The organism is Streptomyces sp. NBC_01485, assembly GCF_036227125.1.
GTDB lineage: Bacteria > Actinomycetota > Actinomycetes > Streptomycetales > Streptomycetaceae > Streptomyces.
In genome coordinates this window covers 3,742,942-3,759,215 of the sequence record NZ_CP109435.1, presented here as the reverse complement: position 1 = coordinate 3,759,215, position 16,274 = coordinate 3,742,942, and the positions used below count along the sequence as shown (strand labels likewise).

The following is a 16,274-nucleotide window of genomic DNA, read 5'->3' as shown; positions in this document are numbered from 1 at the left end:
CTGCTCCGGGGATACCCCGAACGCCCCGCCCACCAGGTAGCGCACCCCCGGTCGTGGGACGGTGACCGTACTGCTGATCGACGTACGGAGACCGTCATGGCCGACCTCCAGGACGAACTGCACACCCTCCCCGAGGCCGGCGAACGCGACGAGGCGTACGACGAGGCGTACGACGAGGAGCTCGACAAGGAGCTCGACGACGTGCAGGCCGCCCCCTTCACCCCGCACCGCCCGGTCCCGGCCGAAGCCGCAGCCGTCGCTGTGGCCGACGATCTGGACCGGGCCCGTGCCCTCCTCGCCGCGCACCCCGTCGCCGACGGCTACAGCGGACTGCCCTGGGCCCTGCGCCACCTGCCCTGGTACGACCTCCAGCTCGGCGAGAGCGCCGTCGACACGGACGTGCCCCGGCTGCGCGAGGGCCACGTCGGCGCGCTGCTGTGGTCGCTGCACCTGCCCGAGGGCCTCGCCGCCGACCGCGCCGTCGGCGCCACCCTGGAGCAACTGGACCTCGCCCGGTCGGTGATCGCCGCCCACCCCGAGGGGCTGCGGCTCGCGCGCAGCGCCGGGCAGGTCATCGACGCCCGCAACTGCGGCCGCGTCGCCATCGTCCTGGGCCCGGCCACGGCCGCCGCGCTCGACGACTCCCTCGGCATCCTGCGCGTACTGCACTCCCTCGGCCTGCGCGTCCTCACCCTCGCCGGCACCTCCTGGGCGAGCGGGGCGGGGCTGACCCGGTTCGGCGAGGAGGTCGTGCGGGAGATGAACCGGCTCGGCGTGCTCGCCGACCTCTCCGGCGCCTCCGACACCACGGCCGGCCGCGCCCTCGCGCTCTCCAAGACCCCGGTCCTGTGCACCCGCTCCGCCGCCCGCGCCCTGCGCCCCCACCCCGACAACCTGCCCGACGAACTGCTCGCCGAGCTGGGCGCGGCGGGGGGCCTGTGCCTGGTGCCGCTGACCGCCGAGCAGACCGGCCCGACCGTCCGGGACGTCGCCGACCACCTCGACCACGTCCGCGCGGTCGCCGGCCCGGACAGCGTCGGCCTGTCCGGCACGTACGACTCCGGCGCCGCCCACCCACAGGGTCTCGCCGACGCCTCCGGCTACCCGTACCTGATCGCCGAACTCCTCCGCCGCGGCTGGCCGGACACCGACATCGCCCTGCTGACCTGGGGCAACATGCAGCGCGTCCTGCGCAGCGCCGACTTCACGGCCCGCGCCGCACAGGAACGCCGGGAGCCGTCGACGGCCCAGATCGCCCACCTGGACGGCTGAGTCCTCGGGCTGTTCAGGAACTGCACAGGCAGAACGGGTGCCCCGCCGGATCCGCGTACACCCGCCAGGTGCGCGAGTGGTCCGCCGCGTCCAGCGGCTTCGCGCCGAGCGCGAGGATGCAGGTGTGCGGGGCGCGCGCCAAGATGCGCCGGTACCGCGCGAAGTAGCTCACGCGAGGCGGTCCGGCGTCACCCGCTCCTCCTGCCCCCTGGAAGCCTCAGGCGGTAGGACGCCCCATCGCCCGGTACGTCCACCCGGCCTTGCGCCACAGCACGGGGTCGAGCGCGTTGCGCCCGTCGAGGATCAGCCGGGTCGTCGCGACCTCGCCCAGCGCCGCCGGGTCCAGCTCGCGGAACTCCCGCCACTCGGTGAGGTGCAGGACGGCGTCGGCGCCCCGTACGGCATCGAGCGCCGTGTCGGCGTACCCGAGCGTCGGGAAGACCCGGCGGGCGTTCTCCATCCCCTTCGGGTCGTACACCGTGACCTGCCCGCCCTGGAGATGGATCTGCCCGGCGACGTTGAGGGCGGGGGAGTCCCGGACGTCGTCCGAGTCGGGCTTGAAGGTCGCGCCGAGCACGGCGACCCGCTGCCCCAGGAAGGACCCGCCCCCCAGCGCCTGCCGGGCCAGGTCGACCATCTGCCCGCGCTGGCGCATGTTGATGGAGTCGATCTCGCGGAGGAAGGTGAGCGCCTGGTCGGCCCCGAGCTCACCGGCCCGCGCCATGAACGCCCGGATGTCCTTCGGCAGACACCCGCCGCCGAAACCGATCCCGGCCCGCAGGAACTTCTTCCCGATCCGGTCGTCGTGCCCGATGGCCTCGGCCAGCTTCGCGACGTCGCCCCCGGCGGCCTCGCACACCTCCGCCATCGCGTTGATGAAGGAGATCTTGGTGGCGAGGAAGGAGTTCGCCGAGGTCTTCACCAGCTCGGCGGTGGGGAAGTCGGTGACCACGAACGGCGACCCTTCCCCGACCGGCTTCTCGTACACCTGCCGCAGCAGCGCCTCGGCCCGCTCACTGCGCACCCCGACCACGATCCGGTCCGGATGCAGCGTGTCCTCGACGGCGAGGCCCTCCCGCAGGAACTCCGGGTTCCAGGCGAGCTCGGCGTCCTCGCCGGCCGGCGCGAGCTCGGCGATCGTCCGGGCCAGCCGTTCCGCGGAGCCGACCGGCACGGTGGACTTGCCGACGACGAGCGCCGGACGCGCCAGATGCGGGGCCAGCGACGCGATCGCGGACTCGACGTACGACATGTCGCACGCGTACTCACCGCGCTTCTGCGGAGTGTTGACGCACACGAAGTGGACGTCGCCGAAGGCCCCCACCTCGGCCCAGTCCATCGTGAACCGCAGCCGCCCGCTGGACCCCTCGAACCCGGCGACGTGCCTGCGCAGCAGCTCCTCGAGCCCGGGCTCGTACATCGGGGTCTCGCCCCGCTCGAGCATCTCGATCTTCTCCGGCACCACGTCGAGAGCGAGCACCTCGAAACCCAGCTCGGCCATGGCCGCGGCGTGCGTGGCGCCGAGATAGCCGGTGCCGATCACGGTGATCTTGAGGGCCATGAATGCTCCAGGTGGGGGATGCCGTCGCTGCGCGCCCGAGCATAGTCGGGGCGTGCGGACGCCCCTCACCGGGCAGATCCCGGACGGGACGCCGAGGAGACGCCGATGACATGACCCCTGTCGCCAAGCTCACGTATCACTCGGGTGGGCGGACGCTTAAAATTGGAGTTACTTAACGGTAGTTAGCGTGAGTGACTGTGCTGTGACCGTAGCGTTTTGGAGCGTGAGACACCGTGGCCGGATCGGCTGACTTCGACCTGTACCGCCCGTCCGAGGAGCACGACATGCTCCGCGACGCCATCCGCTCCCTGGCCGAGGCGAAGATCGCGCCGCACGCCGCCGCGGTGGACGAGGACGCCCGCTTCCCGCAGGAGGCGCTGGACGCCCTGGTGGCGAGCGATCTGCACGCGGTGCACGTCCCCGAGTCGTACGGCGGCGCAGGCGCGGACGCGCTGGCGACGGTCATCGTGATCGAGGAGGTGGCGCGCGTCTGTGTCTCCTCCTCCCTCATCCCCGCGGTGAACAAGTTGGGCTCCCTCCCGGTGATCCTCTCCGGCTCGGAGGAGCTGAAGAAGAAGTACCTGGCCCCGCTGGCCAAGGGTGACGTGCTGTTCTCGTACGCCCTCTCCGAGCCGGACGCGGGCTCGGACGCGGCGGGCATGCGGACCAAGGCGGTCCGCGACGGCGACCACTGGATCCTGAACGGCGTGAAGCGCTGGATCACCAACGCGGGCGTCTCCGAGTACTACACGGTGCTCGCGGTGACGGACCCCACGAAGCGCAGCAAGGGCATCTCGGCCTTCGTCGTCGAGAAGTCCGACCCGGGCGTCTCCTTCGGCGCCCCGGAGAAGAAGCTGGGCATCAAGGGCTCCCCGACCCGTGAGGTCTACTTCGACAACGTTCGCATCCCGGCCGACCGCATGATCGGCGACGAGGGCACGGGCTTCGCGACGGCGATGAAGACCCTGGACCACACCCGCATCACCATCGCCGCACAGGCCCTCGGCGTGGCCCAGGGCGCCTTCGACTACGCCAAGAACTACGTCCAGGAGCGCAAGCAGTTCGGCAAGCCGATCGCCGACTTCCAGGGCATCCAGTTCATGCTCGCCGACATGGCCATGAAGATCGAGGCCGCCCGCCAACTGACGTACGCGGCAGCCGCCAAGTCCGAACGCCTGGACCCCGACCTCACCTTCCAGGGCGCGGCGGCGAAGTGCTTCGCGTCCGACGTCGCGATGGAGGTCACCACGGACGCCGTCCAACTCCTCGGCGGCTACGGCTACACGCGCGACTACCCGGTGGAACGGATGATGCGCGACGCGAAGATCACCCAGATTTATGAAGGCACGAACCAGATCCAGCGCATCGTGATGGCGAGGAACCTGCCGTAGGAACCCGTGACGCCGTGCTCGCCCCCGCCCGCATCCTCGCCGGGCGGGGGCGAGGTACGTCGGTCATGGCCGCAACTCGAACCAGGTGACTTTCCCGTCCCCGTCCACTGCCCGGCTGCCCCAGGCCTGCGCACACCGACTGACGAGCAACAGCCCCCGCCCACCGTCCAGTTCGACACAGCCAGGGCTCGGAGCGGGCAGCACGTCACTGCCGTCCCGCACGCTGACGTGAAGGGTGCCGTCCGCCCACCGCACGCCCACGGTCGCGGGACCGCCGGCATGCCGGTACGAGTTCCCGCACAGCTCGCTGGTCAGCAACTCGGCGGTGTCGACGAGGCCGCCCAGCGAGTGGCGCGTGAGGATCGACCGGACGGTACTGCGGGCGACGCCGGTGCCGAGGGCGTGGTGGGGGAGGGTGAGGCGGTACTCCCAGGGGTCGTCGGGGTGCGGGGATCGCGGGCGGCTGTTCACGTTCGAACTCCCTGTCGGAAGACGGCGGTTGTTCCGCACCCTTCACACGGTGGCCTCGCCGCCGCCCGCATGGAGTGCGGTGGCGGTGCTCTTCCGGGTTGTGAGGGGTGGGAGGCGGGGGGAGCGCTCTGTCTCCGACGGTAGTGGCGGGAAGCCAGAAAGGTGCAGCGTTCCTCCTTGGAATGACTCCTTCTGGTGAAGTGGCCCGTTTCGACCTCACGGTGCGTCGCGCGCTGCTAGGACATTCCGTATGCCGCCACGCAAGAACCCGACCATCCGTCAGAAACGCCTCGGTGCCGAGCTGCGCAGACTGCGCGAGGGCGCGGGCCTGTCGATCGATGCGGCCGCCCAGGTTCTGGAGTGCGGCAAGGCGAAGATCAGCCGCATCGAGACGGGACTGAACGGGATCCGCGCCGCCGAACTCAAGGCACTCCTGCACGCCTACGACGTGGAGGACGACGCCCTTGCCCAGGCGCTGGCCGACATGGCGCGCGAGGGCCGACGACGCAACTGGTGGAACCGCTACGGCGATGTGCTCAGCGGCGGGTTCGCCGATCTGATCGAGCTGGAGTCGAAGGCGCTCAGCCTGCACTCCTGGGAGACGATCCTCGTCCCCGGCCTGCTCCAGACGCCCGACTACATGAGGGTCCTTTTTCAGCGAGGCGGCCGCCTGGAGACGCCCGAGCATGAACTGGAGGAGCACGTACGAGGCCGGATGCACCGCCAGCAGATCCTGGGCCATCACGCCGAGCAGCCGCCCGAGTTGTGGGTCGTCCTCTACGAGGCCGTGCTGCATGCCAAGTTCGGGGGCGCGGAGGTCATGCGGGACCAACTCGCGCACCTCGCGCTCATGGCACAGCAAGAGCACGTGACGGTTCAGGTGTTGCCCTACACCACCGAATCCCACCGAGGCGTGAACGGCCCCTTCGGGATCGTCGGGCTACCTGATCCGGAGACGGACGTGGTGCGAACGGAGACCGCTGTGTCCACCCTCTACGTGGAGGACACCGCTCAAGTCGCTGCGTATAAGCTCATGTTCGACCAACTGAGGGCCGCAGCCCTCGGCCCGGGGCCGTCGCTGAACCTCATCCGGAGCCTGGCTCAGCGGCTGTGAGCGTGAGCGAGGTGCCCGTGCGGGAGCTCCAGTGGCAGAAGTCCAGCTTCTCCGGCGACGACGCAAACCGCGACTGCGTGGAACTAGCCGTAGCCTCCGGCGGAGAAGCGTTGCTGCTACGCGAGTCCGACGAGCCGGCAGCCGTACTCCACGCGACGCCCGCCTCCCTGCACGCCCTGCTGGACACCTGCAAAGCGCCGACTACCTGAGCGGACAGGCCCGTTCGGCCCGTTCGTACGAGCAGGTCACGACAGCGAGGGACAGATACGAGGGATGTTCCAGATAGAAACCGAGTGACACGTCCCCACCCCACGCCAGCCGCTCCACCGCGGACTCGACGAGCCCCGCCAGGCGGCCGACCTCGCGCTCCGTTTCGACGGTGAACCGGGGCGCGTACTCGCCCAACCGCTCCCCGAGCCAGGCCGCCGCCTCCTTCGGCTCGTCCCAGGTCCCCCGTACGAGCGTGCGCGGCTTGAGCAGCCAGTAGGCCGTCTCGATGGGCGGCAGATCCACGACGTTGAACTCCGCGACGACCTCCCGGTACCGCTGGATCAGCTCGGGCCTGCTGCCGGCCGGGGGCGGGTCGGGATACGGCGGACGCCGCAAGGCCTCCTGGTCGAAACGCTGTTTCGGACCGGTCCAGAGATAGCCGTGGTGGTGCAACGTGCGTCCCGTTCGCATCAGAGGGTGAACCGAGAACGAAGCCGGCCCCGACCCGACGGTGACGTAGGGCCGAGACCGGCGTAGTGGCGCCGCAGGTCAGCCAGACAGCCCGAACCGCGCCGGATCGATCCCGGCGGCCACCAACTCCGCCGACGTGAACCGCAGCGGCTCCAGGTCCGGCCGCTTGCTGTCACCCAACGCCCAGACCCCGTCCGCGATCCGCGCCAGCACCACGCACCCTTCGGTGCACGGCCCACCACAGGCCTGAACGAAGTCGATGGATTCGAGGCCGAGGGCGTACAAGTCGGTTCCGTTCTGCATCGATATGCCTCCTGCTTCCTGATCGAATTCCCGGCCATGGGCAGGCCGGTTACCACCCGAGAACGGGCGGAAGTGGGTAGGGGAGGGGATACGCGATATGTTCGGCTACGACCTGGTTTCCTGAGAGGCGGCCGTCGAATTGCGCAGCGCATTCGCCATGCGCTCGACGTCCTCGGCCTTGCGAATCCCCACGTGCACGAACGGCGTTCCGGAATGAGTCACCATCGGCCGCAGATGCCGCTGCACACGCTCAGGAAGTCCGAGAGAGGCCAAGGCGTCGCGAAGCCCGTTCGCGGCGTCCTGTGCCCGAGTACGACTGTCACGCCACGTCTGCATGTCCATCAGCGGGTCTTTGCCCGGTGCCGGCGCATCCTCACGTTGGCATCGGACACGGCGCTGTAGTCCCTCGTGGAGCGGGCGTTCTCCCGGGCCACCGACAGGGACAGACAGTCCGAGCAACCGGGCTCAGGTGACGGCTCGGTGAGCGGTTCGGACAGGGAAGTCGCCGCTAGGGGACCGGAAGTTCTCTCTTGGCTCTCCATGGAGCCATCTTCGGCTGTCCGAGGACGTGGCTCTAGTCTGTTTCCTGTTGCCGCAAGAACTCGTCGCGGATCCCTGTGATCAGGGATCGCATCGCATTCCCGGAGAGAGCGACCTGCTCGAATCCCTCGAATTTCCGGACGTACAGAGCGACATCCCGTGGATCGGTGACGGCCAGCTCGGCATGGATGGTTTCGACGGTTACGAGACGGTCGTCCTTGACCGAGAAGGAGTGGCTCGGGAAGTCCGTCTGCCGTACCGACAGCGGTACCACTCGGAGGTCGACACTCGGCAGTCGGGAGACGGAGATAAGTTTGTCGAGCTGCCCGGCCATCACCAGTGGCGGCACGATTCTCCAGCGAAGTACGGACTCCGTGACAATGAACCGAAGATGTCGCCCCGGCTCGTACAGAATGTGCTGCCTTGCCAGCCTCGCCCCAATGGCGCGTGACATCTGATCCTCGCCGAGTTGCATCCGACCGAGGACCGCCTGAACGTATTCAGGAGTCTGCAAGAGGCCGGGAACAAGGGAGGGCTGGAAGAGTCGCAGTAGAGTGGTCCGGGCCTCGATCGCCTGAATCTGCTGCTGTTTCCGGTGATAGCCGAGACGCCGGTAAAGTCGCCACGCTGTCGTCTCGGTCGCCGCTGCCCGGGCGACCGACAGGTACTCGGCCTTCACGTCGTCGGACACGCCTATGGCGGTGAGGATCTGCTCCACGTCGACGACGCTCGGCATGACGCTGCCGTTCTCGATCTTGGACAGCTTGGAGCCGGACATGGCTGCGCCACGGGCGACGGCCTTGGCTTCCTTACCGGATGCCTGCCGTAGCGCCCGCAGCGCGGCACTAAGCTCAGCTCTGTTCACTCCCCGTGCCGCGCCCACCATTCCGTGAACGGCTCGGCGTGTGCGAGTGCTGTATCCCGGTAAGCCCGGAACTCGGCTGACCGGTCCTCCCCGAGGAGTTCACTCCCGAGGTACTTTCCGGCGTCGTCGTATGCCATCGCCCCCGTGACCCGGTCGTCGAACAGCCAGAAGTCGGGGGCATCCGGAATCGGGTTCTCACGTTCGGTGACGTCGAGGATGAAGAATTCCTCACCGGCGGTCATGTTCCGATGATATCCCCAGGACAGTTCGAAGCGGAGATAGTCAGTCAGCGGGCGGGACAGGATGTGCACCCGGTAGAAACGCTTGCCGACCTCGGTGGCGCTCCTCACGGTCGTCAGCCAGGTCGCCGCCTTGTACGACTCCGGCTGTTCTTTGCCTGCTAGGAAAGCGTGATACGCGTCCACTCCTCCTGACCGGCTGTAGTCATCCAGCGTTTCCAACCGGAACGCTTCCTGCTCGAAGGCGGTGAACCAGTCCGCCAGAGAGCTGTTAGACGAGGTTGTCACGGACAGCCTTTCGGATCAGGTCCACGGGGATTTCGACGAGGGCTTCGTGAGCGGGATCTCTCTGCCGTGCCCGGTCAGTAGCTCGCCCTGCACGACAAGAGTTCCGCGGTCGGTGGCGTACAGCGTCGGGCACTCACCCTCGTCGCAGTCACCCACAAGTCGCGTCAGCTTCACCACTGCACACTCCCCTTATCCGTTTTGGCCGGCTCGGAACGGTCATCGTCGGCTCTACGACTCATCGTTCCGGTCCTCTCGGACGCCCGGCAAGGGCCTACGGTTTCCGCTTCTGGAAATCGTCGTCTTGAGGGGCCAGATGCGACGCGCTGCCGCCCCAGGCGCGGGGAGACGGGCTGGCCTGGAGGATTCGGTGGCCTGTCACGCGGCGGATTCCCTCCCCGGCTTTTCCCTGGAGGCCGTCTGCGCATGACCGCATGACTGCCCCTGGCCCCCGGCCCCGAGAGCCCTCAGTCCCCCAACCCCTCCGCCACCCGCCGCTCCCGCAGTTCCCTGATCGCCCGTCGTCGGGCCAGGCGGTGGGTGCGGCGGATCTGGGCCTCCTGGTAGCGGCGTTCGTCGCGTTCCGTTTCCGGGAGGACCGGGGGGACCGTCCGGGGTGTGCCGTCGGCGTCGACGGCGGCGAAGACCAGGTAGGCCGAGCCGACCTGGGTGGCCGGGTCGGACTCGTTCCAGCGCTCGGCGAGGACCCGGACGCCGACCTCCATCGACGTCCGGCCGGTCCAGTTGACCTGGGCCTTCACATGGACGAGGTCACCGACGCGGACCGGCTCCAGGAACGCCATCTCGTCCATGGACGCGGTCACGGCGGGCCCGCCGGAGTGCCGTCCGGCCACGGCGCCCGCCGCGTCGTCGACGAGCTTCATGATCACACCGCCGTGCACCGTGCCCAGCAGGTTGGTGTCGGCGTGGGTCATGATGTGGCTGAGGGTGGTGCGGGACGCGGACGTGGGCTTGCCCGGGATGTCCGTGCTGCTGCCCGAGTCCGCCGCGGTGACCTGGTCTGTCATGTCCTCCACCTTATGCCGCGGGGACAAGCCGGGACTTTGTGTCAGCTTGGCAACGGCGGGGCCCTGATTTTCCGACAGCCCTTGTACGGCACACAGTCCTGCCCTGCACACTGGTCCGCATGAACGATTGGCCCGAGGGATGGTCCGGCAACGACCGCGGCAACCGGTACGGAAGCGGCAGCGCGGGCGCACAGCCCGAGAGCGCGCGCGTCATGCGGCAGGTCCGTCGCGGCCCGGCCGCCCCGCCGCAGGGCGCCGGCGTCCCGCCGCAGCCGTCGTACGTCAACGGTCAGGGACACGGCGACTACACGGACGCGCGCGGGTCCGGGTACGACAGCGGCTACAGCACGGGCCAGGTCTACGGCGGCGGCGACCCCGGCGGACCGGGCGGACCGGGTGGGCCCGGTGGCACCGCCACCCGTGGTCCGCGGCCCGCGCCGAACTGGCGCCGCCGCGTCAAGTGGACGGCGATCACCGTCGTGACCGTGCTGGTCGTGACGTCGGTGAGCACCTACTTCTGGGCCGACTCCAAGCTGCGCCGCGAGGTCGACCTGGCCAAGGTCATCGACCGGCCCGAGGCGGGCGACGGCACGAACTACCTGATCGTCGGCTCCGACAGCCGTGAGGGCATGTCCGCGGCGGAGAAGAAGGAGCTGCACACCGGCTCCGCCGAGGGCAAGCGCACCGACTCGATGATGATCCTGCACGTCGGGTCCAACGGCGACACCCTGGTCTCGCTGCCCCGTGACTCCGACGTGGAGATCCCGTCGTTCGTCGGCTCCGAGTCCGGCAAGACGTACAAGGGCACCGGCCGGCACGTGAAGCTGAACGCCGCCTACGCCGAGGACGGTCCCGAACTCCTCGTGCGCACCGTCGAGTTCAACACCAACCTCCGTATCGACCACTACGTCGAGATCGGCTTCGCCGGTTTCGCGAAGATCGTGGACGCGGTCGGCGGCGTCGAGATCACCATCGACAAGGCGTTCAAGGACAAGTACTCGGGTGCCGACTTCCAGGCGGGCAAGCAGAAGCTGAACGGTGAGGAGGCCCTCGCCTTCGTCCGTACCCGGCACGCGTTCGCCGCGTCCGACCTGGAGCGTACGAAGAACCAGCAGAAGTTCCTCGCGGCCCTGGCCCACGAGGTGGCGACCCCGTCGACGGTCCTGAACCCCTTCAAGCTGTACCCGACGCTGGGCGCGGGCCTGGACTCCCTGATCGTCGACAAGGACATGGGGCTGTACGACCTGGGGTCGATGTTCTTCGCGATGAAGGGCGTCAACGGCGGCGACGGCACCTCCATGAACATGCCGATCTCCGGCTCCTCCGGCGGCAACCTCGTCTGGGACAAGGCGAAGGTGAAGCAGCTGGTGAGCGAGTTGAACAACGACGAGAAGGTCACCGTCTCGGGCAACTGACCCGACCCGCGAGCCGGCGCACTCAGGGGCACCCGTAGGGGGTGCCCCTGAGCGCGTTCAGACAGCGGTCACATCCGGGCGCCCGCCATCGTGCGGCACATCTCGGCGCAGCGCCGACAGGACTCGGCGCAGCGCATCATCTGCGGATCGTCCGGCATGGCCATACACGCCTCCGCGCACATCTCGCACGCCTTGGCGCACAGGGCGCACATCTCGGCCGACATGGGCGAGCGCCGCATCATCATGTCGGCGCACATGCGGGTCATCTCGGAGCAGTCCATGAGCGCGCGCATGATCTGCATCTGGGCCTGGCCGCCCATCTGCATGCAGGAGCTCATGGTCTCCTCGCACACGCTGTGGCAGGACATGCACGCCTCGACGCAGTCCTGCATCTGCTGGCTCATGGCGGTCATGGTTCCGGGCTGGGTCATGGCTCCTCCTGGGGGGTGAGCGGGGCCCGTGGCGGGCCCACGCGTGCCCTTCCGTCCTACGCCCTCCAGGGACCCCACGCCATCGGGCCGACGGCCATCAGGGCTAAGGCTCAGGGACCGTCCCGCACGTCCCCCTTACATCAGACCCCCATCAGACCCCTGCGTCCCTAACGTCAGGCCTCGATGCCACGCCCCCTACGTGACACCCCTCAGGAGCACCCGACCTCATCCCCCCGAACCACCCCGAACGCCCCCTGCTCCGCACCACCGGCCCCCGCCCCCGACTCCGGCTCCGCCGCCCGTACCTTCCGCACCTGCCGGAAGTCGGCGCCCGCGATGACCTTGAGCGTCGGGCCGAGGCCCTTCACGGCGCGCAGTTCGCTGCCGGGGAGGGCCGTCGCGAGGGACTTCGCGGAGCGGTCCCAGCGGGGGTCGTAGGCGACGACCGTGCGCGCGACCGTGGGGTCGGCCGCCGTGGCCGGGCTGCGGGTCGTGTCGAAGCCCGTCGCCGCCAGCGCGGCGTCCACGCGCCTGCCCAGGCCCGCCGTACTCGTGCCGTTCTCGACCTGGACCCGGATCTGCTGCGGGGCCACGTCCACGCGCGTGCCCCGGCCGGCGGCCGGCCGGGCGTGGGCGGCGGCGAGGGGCTCGTCGTCGCGCAGGGCCTTGAAGAGGCGCTGCGACTTCACCGGGTCCCACTTCAGCGTCGAGCCGATGCCCTTCACCAGGTATCCCATCCGGCCGATGGGGACGGTCGTGAACTCGGAGGAGGAGGGGGAGAAGGAGCGCATCGCCCGGCCGAGGTCGAGCAGTTCGTCGGTGCCGAAGTCGCGGTCGGCGCGCACCGAGCCGAGGACGGCCCGGGTCACGTCCCGGAACCTCAGCGGGTTCAGCAGGATCCCGGAGGAGGTCGCCCGGGCCACCAGGGCCGCCAGGAAACGCTGTTGGCGTTTCATCCTGCCCAGGTCGGAGGTGGCGTCCGCGTGCCGGGAGCGGACGTACTGCAGGGCCTCGCCGCCCAGCAGCGTGTGCGTGCCGGGCGCCAGGTCCAGGCCCGTGTACGAGTCCTTGAGGGGCTTGGCCGTGCAGATCTTCACGCCGCCCAGCACGTCCACCGTCTTCATGAAGCTGACGAAGTCGACCTCCAGGTAGTGGTCGATCTTCACGTGGGTCATGTTCTCGACCGTGCGCACGGTGAGCTGCGGCCCGCCCTCCGCGTACGCCGCGTTGAGCTTGATCGGGTGGCCGTGGTGCGCCTTGCCGGTGACCTGGTCGGTGTGCGGGGGCGTCTCGGCGTAGGAGTCGCGCGGGAGGCTGACGACGCTGGCCCGCTCCCGGTCCTCCGAGATGTGCACGATCATGATCGTGTCGGTGCAGTGGCACGGGGCCCCGCCCAGCCGGTAGCGGCTGCGCTCGGCCTTCGTGATCCGGTCGCGGCCGTCGGTGCCGACCAGCAGGACGTTCATGCCGTGACCGGCCCGCGGACGGTTCTTCATGTCCTTGAAGGGGTCGACGCGGGCGATGTCCGCGTCGAGGCTGCTGATCACCGAGTGGCCGATCCCGGCGGCGGCGAGCAGCACCACCGAGAGCGTCGTCGCCGCCCGCATGGCCCAGCGCGGACGGCGAGTGCGGCGAAGGGGCCGGACGGGCGGTCGCGGGGCGTGGCGCTGCGGGTGGGGGCGGCGCGGGGACCGGGGCGGAGTGGTGGGCATACGGGGCACCTCCGGGCGGCGGCCGTGGGCGGGGGGAGCCGTTGGAACGGTAGGCCCATACGATCTGCCGACCGGTGCAGCGCACCCGGCGGGGCGGGCCGTGTCCCCCGTTCGCGGTAACGTGAACCCCCTATGAACGCCAAGCCCGACGTGCAGCTCCCCGCCGTGTCCGTCATCATGCCCGTCCTCGACGAGGAGCGGCATCTGCGCGGAGCCGTCCAAGCGATCCTCGCGCAGGAGTACGCCGGCGAGATGGAGGTCGTGATCGCCATCGGTCCGTCCACGGACCGTACGGACGAGATCGCGGCCCAGCTCGTGGCGGAGACCGCGTCTTCCGAGAACAAGCGCGTGCACACCGTGCCCAACCCGACCGGCCGCACGCCCGCCGCCCTCAACGCCGCGATCAAGGCCTCCCGCCATCCGATCGTCGTCCGCGTCGACGGGCACGGCATGCTCTCGCCGAACTACATCGCCACCGCCGTACGGCTCCTGGAGGAGACCGGCGCGCAGAACGTCGGCGGCATCATGCACGCCGAGGGCGAGAACGACTGGGAGCACGCGGTCGCCGCCGCCATGACCTCGAAGATCGGGGTCGGCAACGCCGCCTTCCACACGGGCGGACAGGCCGGCCCGGCCGAGACCGTGTACCTCGGTGTCTTCCGGCGTGAGGCGCTGGAGCAACAGGGCGGCTACAACGAGGAGTTCGTCCGCGCCCAGGACTGGGAGCTGAACTTCCGCATCCGCGAGGCGGGCGGCCTGATCTGGTTCTCGCCGGAGCTGAAGGTGTCGTACCGGCCGCGGCCCAGCGCGCGGGCGCTCGCCAAGCAGTACAAGGACTACGGCCGTTGGCGGCACGTCGTCGCCCGCTACCACGAGGGTTCCATCAACCTGCGCTACCTCGCGCCGCCGACCGCGGTGTGCGCGATCGCGGCCGGCCTCGTGGTCGGCGCCGTACTCACCCCGCTGGGCTTCCTGATCCCCGGCGGCTACCTCGCGGCGATCGTCGCCGGGTCGCTGCCGGCCGGCAAGGGGCTGCCGGCGAAGGCCCGGCTGCGGATCCCCGTAGCCCTCGCCACCATGCACATGTCGTGGGGCTTCGGCTTCCTGACCAGCCCGAAGGCGCTGGCCAGGAAGGTCATCGCGTCGCGGCGTCCCGCGGTCCTCAGCGACACGCACACGCACTGAGCACCGCAGGGCACCTCCACCGCACCCGGACTACCAGGTGTAGTTCGGGTCCACGTGCATGCACTGGGTGGTGTCGGACGCGTTGATCGCCCCGGCCGAGACGGGCGTCCTGTCGTCCTTCACGGGGGCCTTGAACGTCGTCCCCGACCGCCAGTCCGCGCCCACGGTCAGCGTGACCCCGGAGACCTCGGTGGACTTCTTCACCTGGCTCGCCGGGATGCCGAGGGCCTTCGCGACCGCCTGGGCGTCGCCCTGGAGGTCGGCGCTCGGGTAGCGGACGACGGTCTGCGCGACGGCCGTGGCCGCCGAGTTGTCCGCGACGGCCTGGGCGAAGCCCTTGTCCGTCAGCACCTGCGTCACGTCGCGCGCCCGCCCGCGGGCCGCGCCCAGCTCGTCCGTGTACGTGCCGTTGTGGACCTGCACCGCGATCTTGTCGTCGGCGGCGGCCGGGTCCGCGGACGCCGCCGCCGTCGGCGACGGACTCGCGGCGGCCTTCTTGGCGTCCTTGCCGTCGAGGGCGATGTCCTCGCGCACCAGCCGGAACAACTGCGTGGCGTCCTCCGTGGGCACCACCCGCTCGCCCTGGTAGCGGTTGGGCATCGTCGTCATCGTGATGCGGTCGGTGGGCACCTTCTTCAGCTCGCCCGCCAGGTCGTACATCTTCGTGATGGTGTCCAGGCCGTCGTCGACGGTGATCGCCTTCGTGGCGGCTTCGGCGAGCTTGCGCAGCTTGTTGGGGTTGGTCAGCTTGGCGTTGGCGCGCAGCTCGCGGACCATCGAGTTCATGTACATGTGCTGCGCCTTGGCGCGGGCCAGGTCGGTGTCGTCCTCGAAGCCGTAGCGGGTGCGCAGCCACTGCAGGGCCTGCTCGCCCTTCACGGCGTGGGTGCCCGCCGCCAGCTTCAGACCGGAGCCCTTGCCGCTGCTGGTGTGCGAGTAGACGTTGGCGTCGACGCAGACCGGTACGCCGCCTATCGCGTCCGCCATCGACACGACACCCGAGAAGTCGATCATCATGAAGTGGTCGATGTGGATGTCGGTGAGCTTCTCCCAGGTGGCCACCGTGCAGCCGGGGCCGCCGCGGCCGAGCGACACGTTCGTCATCGTGTCCCGCAACGCCCCGTAGGCGGTCTTGTCGTCGGGGTCCGTGCACTTGGGTATGTCGAGCAGGGTGTCGCGCGGCATGCTCACCACCGACATGTTGCTGCGGTCCGCCGATATGTGCAGCAGCATCTGGACGTCCGCGAGCGGGGGACCGTCGAACGTGTCCTTGGCGCCGCCGAGCTTCTGGTTCGCCGCGGTGTCACGCGCGTCCGAGCCGATCAGCAGGATGTTCAGCGCCGTCTGCCCGGCCGAGTTGGCCTCCGTCTCGGCCGCCCGGTCCTTGGCGTCGCCGATGTTCAGGTCGTCGCTCTTGATGTTCGCGTTGAGGTGTTCGTAGTAGAGGTATCCGGCCCCCGCGGCGCCGAGTATCACCACCGCGAGCACCGTCGCCGACCAGCGCAACGCGCGTCGACGTCGGCGTATACGACCCGGCCCGCGCGCACCGCCGCCGGCTCCGCCGCCGCCCTTGCCTACGCCCTTGCCTGCACCCTTGGCTCCGCCGCCGTGTCTGGCGCCCTCGTCGGACGCGTCCTGGTCCTGCTTGTCGTCCTGCTGGTTCTTCCGGTCCTGCTGGTCCCGGGCGGTCGGAGACTTCGTGTCCTCGACCGCGGGAACCTCCCCCTGCACCCCACTGTTCCCCGCCATTCCCCTGCCCCTCCCCGCCGTGCGCCTGACAC

17 protein-coding genes and 2 pseudogenes are annotated in these 16,274 nt (G+C 69.6%); 6 read left to right on the top strand and 13 right to left on the bottom strand.

The window, feature by feature from the left end; all coding sequences use genetic code 11:
* Nucleotides 1–96: 96 nt before the first annotated feature.
* Nucleotides 97–1,272, top strand: a complete 1,176-nt coding sequence (locus tag OG352_RS17185) for a dipeptidase (protein ID WP_329217937.1) — start codon at nucleotides 97–99, stop codon at nucleotides 1,270–1,272.
* Between the two features lie 13 nt (nucleotides 1,273–1,285).
* On the opposite strand, the pseudogene OG352_RS17180 reads toward OG352_RS17185, so the two are convergent.
* Nucleotides 1,286–1,390 (bottom strand): annotated as a pseudogene (locus tag OG352_RS17180) (VOC family protein); the annotation flags it as partial.
* A gap of 99 nt (nucleotides 1,391–1,489) precedes the next feature.
* Nucleotides 1,490–2,833: a UDP-glucose dehydrogenase family protein gene (locus tag OG352_RS17175; RefSeq protein WP_329217936.1), complete on the bottom strand. Its 1,344-nt coding sequence runs from the start codon at nucleotides 2,831–2,833 to the stop codon at nucleotides 1,490–1,492.
* A 233-nt stretch (nucleotides 2,834–3,066) separates the two neighbouring features.
* Between OG352_RS17175 and OG352_RS17170 the strand changes: the two genes are divergently transcribed.
* Nucleotides 3,067–4,224, top strand: coding sequence for an acyl-CoA dehydrogenase (locus OG352_RS17170; RefSeq protein WP_329217935.1), 1,158 nt, complete (start codon nucleotides 3,067–3,069; stop codon nucleotides 4,222–4,224).
* Nucleotides 4,225–4,287: 63 nt separating this feature from the next.
* Here the strand turns inward: OG352_RS17170 and OG352_RS17165 are convergent, their stop codons facing one another.
* Nucleotides 4,288–4,695, bottom strand: coding sequence for an ATP-binding protein (locus OG352_RS17165; RefSeq protein ID WP_329217934.1), 408 nt, complete (start codon nucleotides 4,693–4,695; stop codon nucleotides 4,288–4,290).
* A 250-nt stretch (nucleotides 4,696–4,945) separates the two neighbouring features.
* On the opposite strand from OG352_RS17165, the gene OG352_RS17160 reads away from it, so the two are divergent.
* Nucleotides 4,946–5,809, top strand: a complete 864-nt coding sequence (locus OG352_RS17160; protein WP_329217933.1) for a helix-turn-helix domain-containing protein — start codon at nucleotides 4,946–4,948, stop codon at nucleotides 5,807–5,809.
* A gap of 2 nt (nucleotides 5,810–5,811) precedes the next feature.
* Nucleotides 5,812–6,018: a DUF397 domain-containing protein gene (locus tag OG352_RS17155; RefSeq protein WP_329217932.1), complete on the top strand. Its 207-nt coding sequence runs from the start codon at nucleotides 5,812–5,814 to the stop codon at nucleotides 6,016–6,018.
* Here OG352_RS17155 and OG352_RS17150 read toward each other — a convergent pair.
* The 7 genes and pseudogenes from OG352_RS17150 to OG352_RS17120 all read right to left on the bottom strand — a co-directional run bounded on the left by OG352_RS17150 (nucleotide 6,011) and on the right by OG352_RS17120 (nucleotide 9,750).
* Complete coding sequence (locus OG352_RS17150) at nucleotides 6,011–6,472, bottom strand: hypothetical protein (RefSeq protein WP_329223866.1); 462 nt, start codon at nucleotides 6,470–6,472, stop codon at nucleotides 6,011–6,013. The genes OG352_RS17155 and OG352_RS17150 overlap by 8 nt on opposite strands.
* Nucleotides 6,473–6,568: 96 nt before the next feature.
* Nucleotides 6,569–6,793 carry a DUF397 domain-containing protein gene (locus OG352_RS17145; protein WP_329217930.1) on the bottom strand — a complete coding sequence of 75 codons (225 nt, stop codon included), beginning with the start codon at nucleotides 6,791–6,793 and terminating at the stop codon, nucleotides 6,569–6,571.
* Between the two features lie 105 nt (nucleotides 6,794–6,898).
* Nucleotides 6,899–7,135, bottom strand: coding sequence for a hypothetical protein (locus OG352_RS17140; RefSeq protein WP_329217928.1), 237 nt, complete (start codon nucleotides 7,133–7,135; stop codon nucleotides 6,899–6,901).
* A 232-nt stretch (nucleotides 7,136–7,367) separates the two neighbouring features.
* On the bottom strand, nucleotides 7,368–8,198 hold the full coding sequence (locus OG352_RS17135) for a helix-turn-helix domain-containing protein (RefSeq protein ID WP_329223865.1): 831 nt from the start codon (nucleotides 8,196–8,198) through the stop codon (nucleotides 7,368–7,370).
* On the bottom strand, nucleotides 8,195–8,725 hold the full coding sequence (locus OG352_RS17130; protein WP_329217927.1) for a DUF6879 family protein: 531 nt from the start codon (nucleotides 8,723–8,725) through the stop codon (nucleotides 8,195–8,197). The genes OG352_RS17135 and OG352_RS17130 overlap by 4 nt, the downstream gene beginning before the upstream one ends.
* Nucleotides 8,709–8,899 (bottom strand): annotated as a pseudogene (locus OG352_RS17125) (hypothetical protein). The gene OG352_RS17130 and the pseudogene OG352_RS17125 overlap by 17 nt, the downstream one beginning before the upstream one ends.
* A 290-nt stretch (nucleotides 8,900–9,189) precedes the next feature.
* A complete protein-coding gene (locus OG352_RS17120) occupies nucleotides 9,190–9,750 on the bottom strand; it encodes an acyl-CoA thioesterase (protein WP_329217926.1) in 561 nt (186 codons plus the stop codon).
* A gap of 119 nt (nucleotides 9,751–9,869) precedes the next feature.
* Here OG352_RS17120 and OG352_RS17115 point away from each other — a divergent pair, with 119 nt between their 5' ends.
* Entirely contained in the window at nucleotides 9,870–11,165 is a 1,296-nt protein-coding gene (locus tag OG352_RS17115; protein WP_329217925.1) for an LCP family protein, read from the top strand.
* 68 nt (nucleotides 11,166–11,233) lie between these two features.
* On the opposite strand, the gene OG352_RS17110 is transcribed toward OG352_RS17115, so the two are convergent.
* Together OG352_RS17110 and OG352_RS17105 are read right to left on the bottom strand one after the other, a co-directional pair.
* Complete coding sequence (locus tag OG352_RS17110; protein WP_329217924.1) at nucleotides 11,234–11,596, bottom strand: four-helix bundle copper-binding protein; 363 nt, start codon at nucleotides 11,594–11,596, stop codon at nucleotides 11,234–11,236.
* A gap of 209 nt (nucleotides 11,597–11,805) precedes the next feature.
* Complete coding sequence (locus OG352_RS17105) at nucleotides 11,806–13,308, bottom strand: LCP family protein (RefSeq protein ID WP_329217922.1); 1,503 nt, start codon at nucleotides 13,306–13,308, stop codon at nucleotides 11,806–11,808.
* A 132-nt stretch (nucleotides 13,309–13,440) separates the two neighbouring features.
* Here OG352_RS17105 and OG352_RS17100 point away from each other — a divergent pair, with 132 nt between their 5' ends.
* Complete coding sequence (locus tag OG352_RS17100) at nucleotides 13,441–14,493, top strand: glycosyltransferase family 2 protein (protein ID WP_329217920.1); 1,053 nt, start codon at nucleotides 13,441–13,443, stop codon at nucleotides 14,491–14,493.
* 30 nt (nucleotides 14,494–14,523) lie between these two features.
* On the opposite strand, the gene OG352_RS17095 is transcribed toward OG352_RS17100, so the two are convergent.
* A complete protein-coding gene (locus OG352_RS17095) occupies nucleotides 14,524–16,242 on the bottom strand; it encodes an LCP family protein (protein WP_329217919.1) in 1,719 nt (572 codons plus the stop codon).
* Between the last annotated feature and the right edge of the window lie 32 nt (nucleotides 16,243–16,274).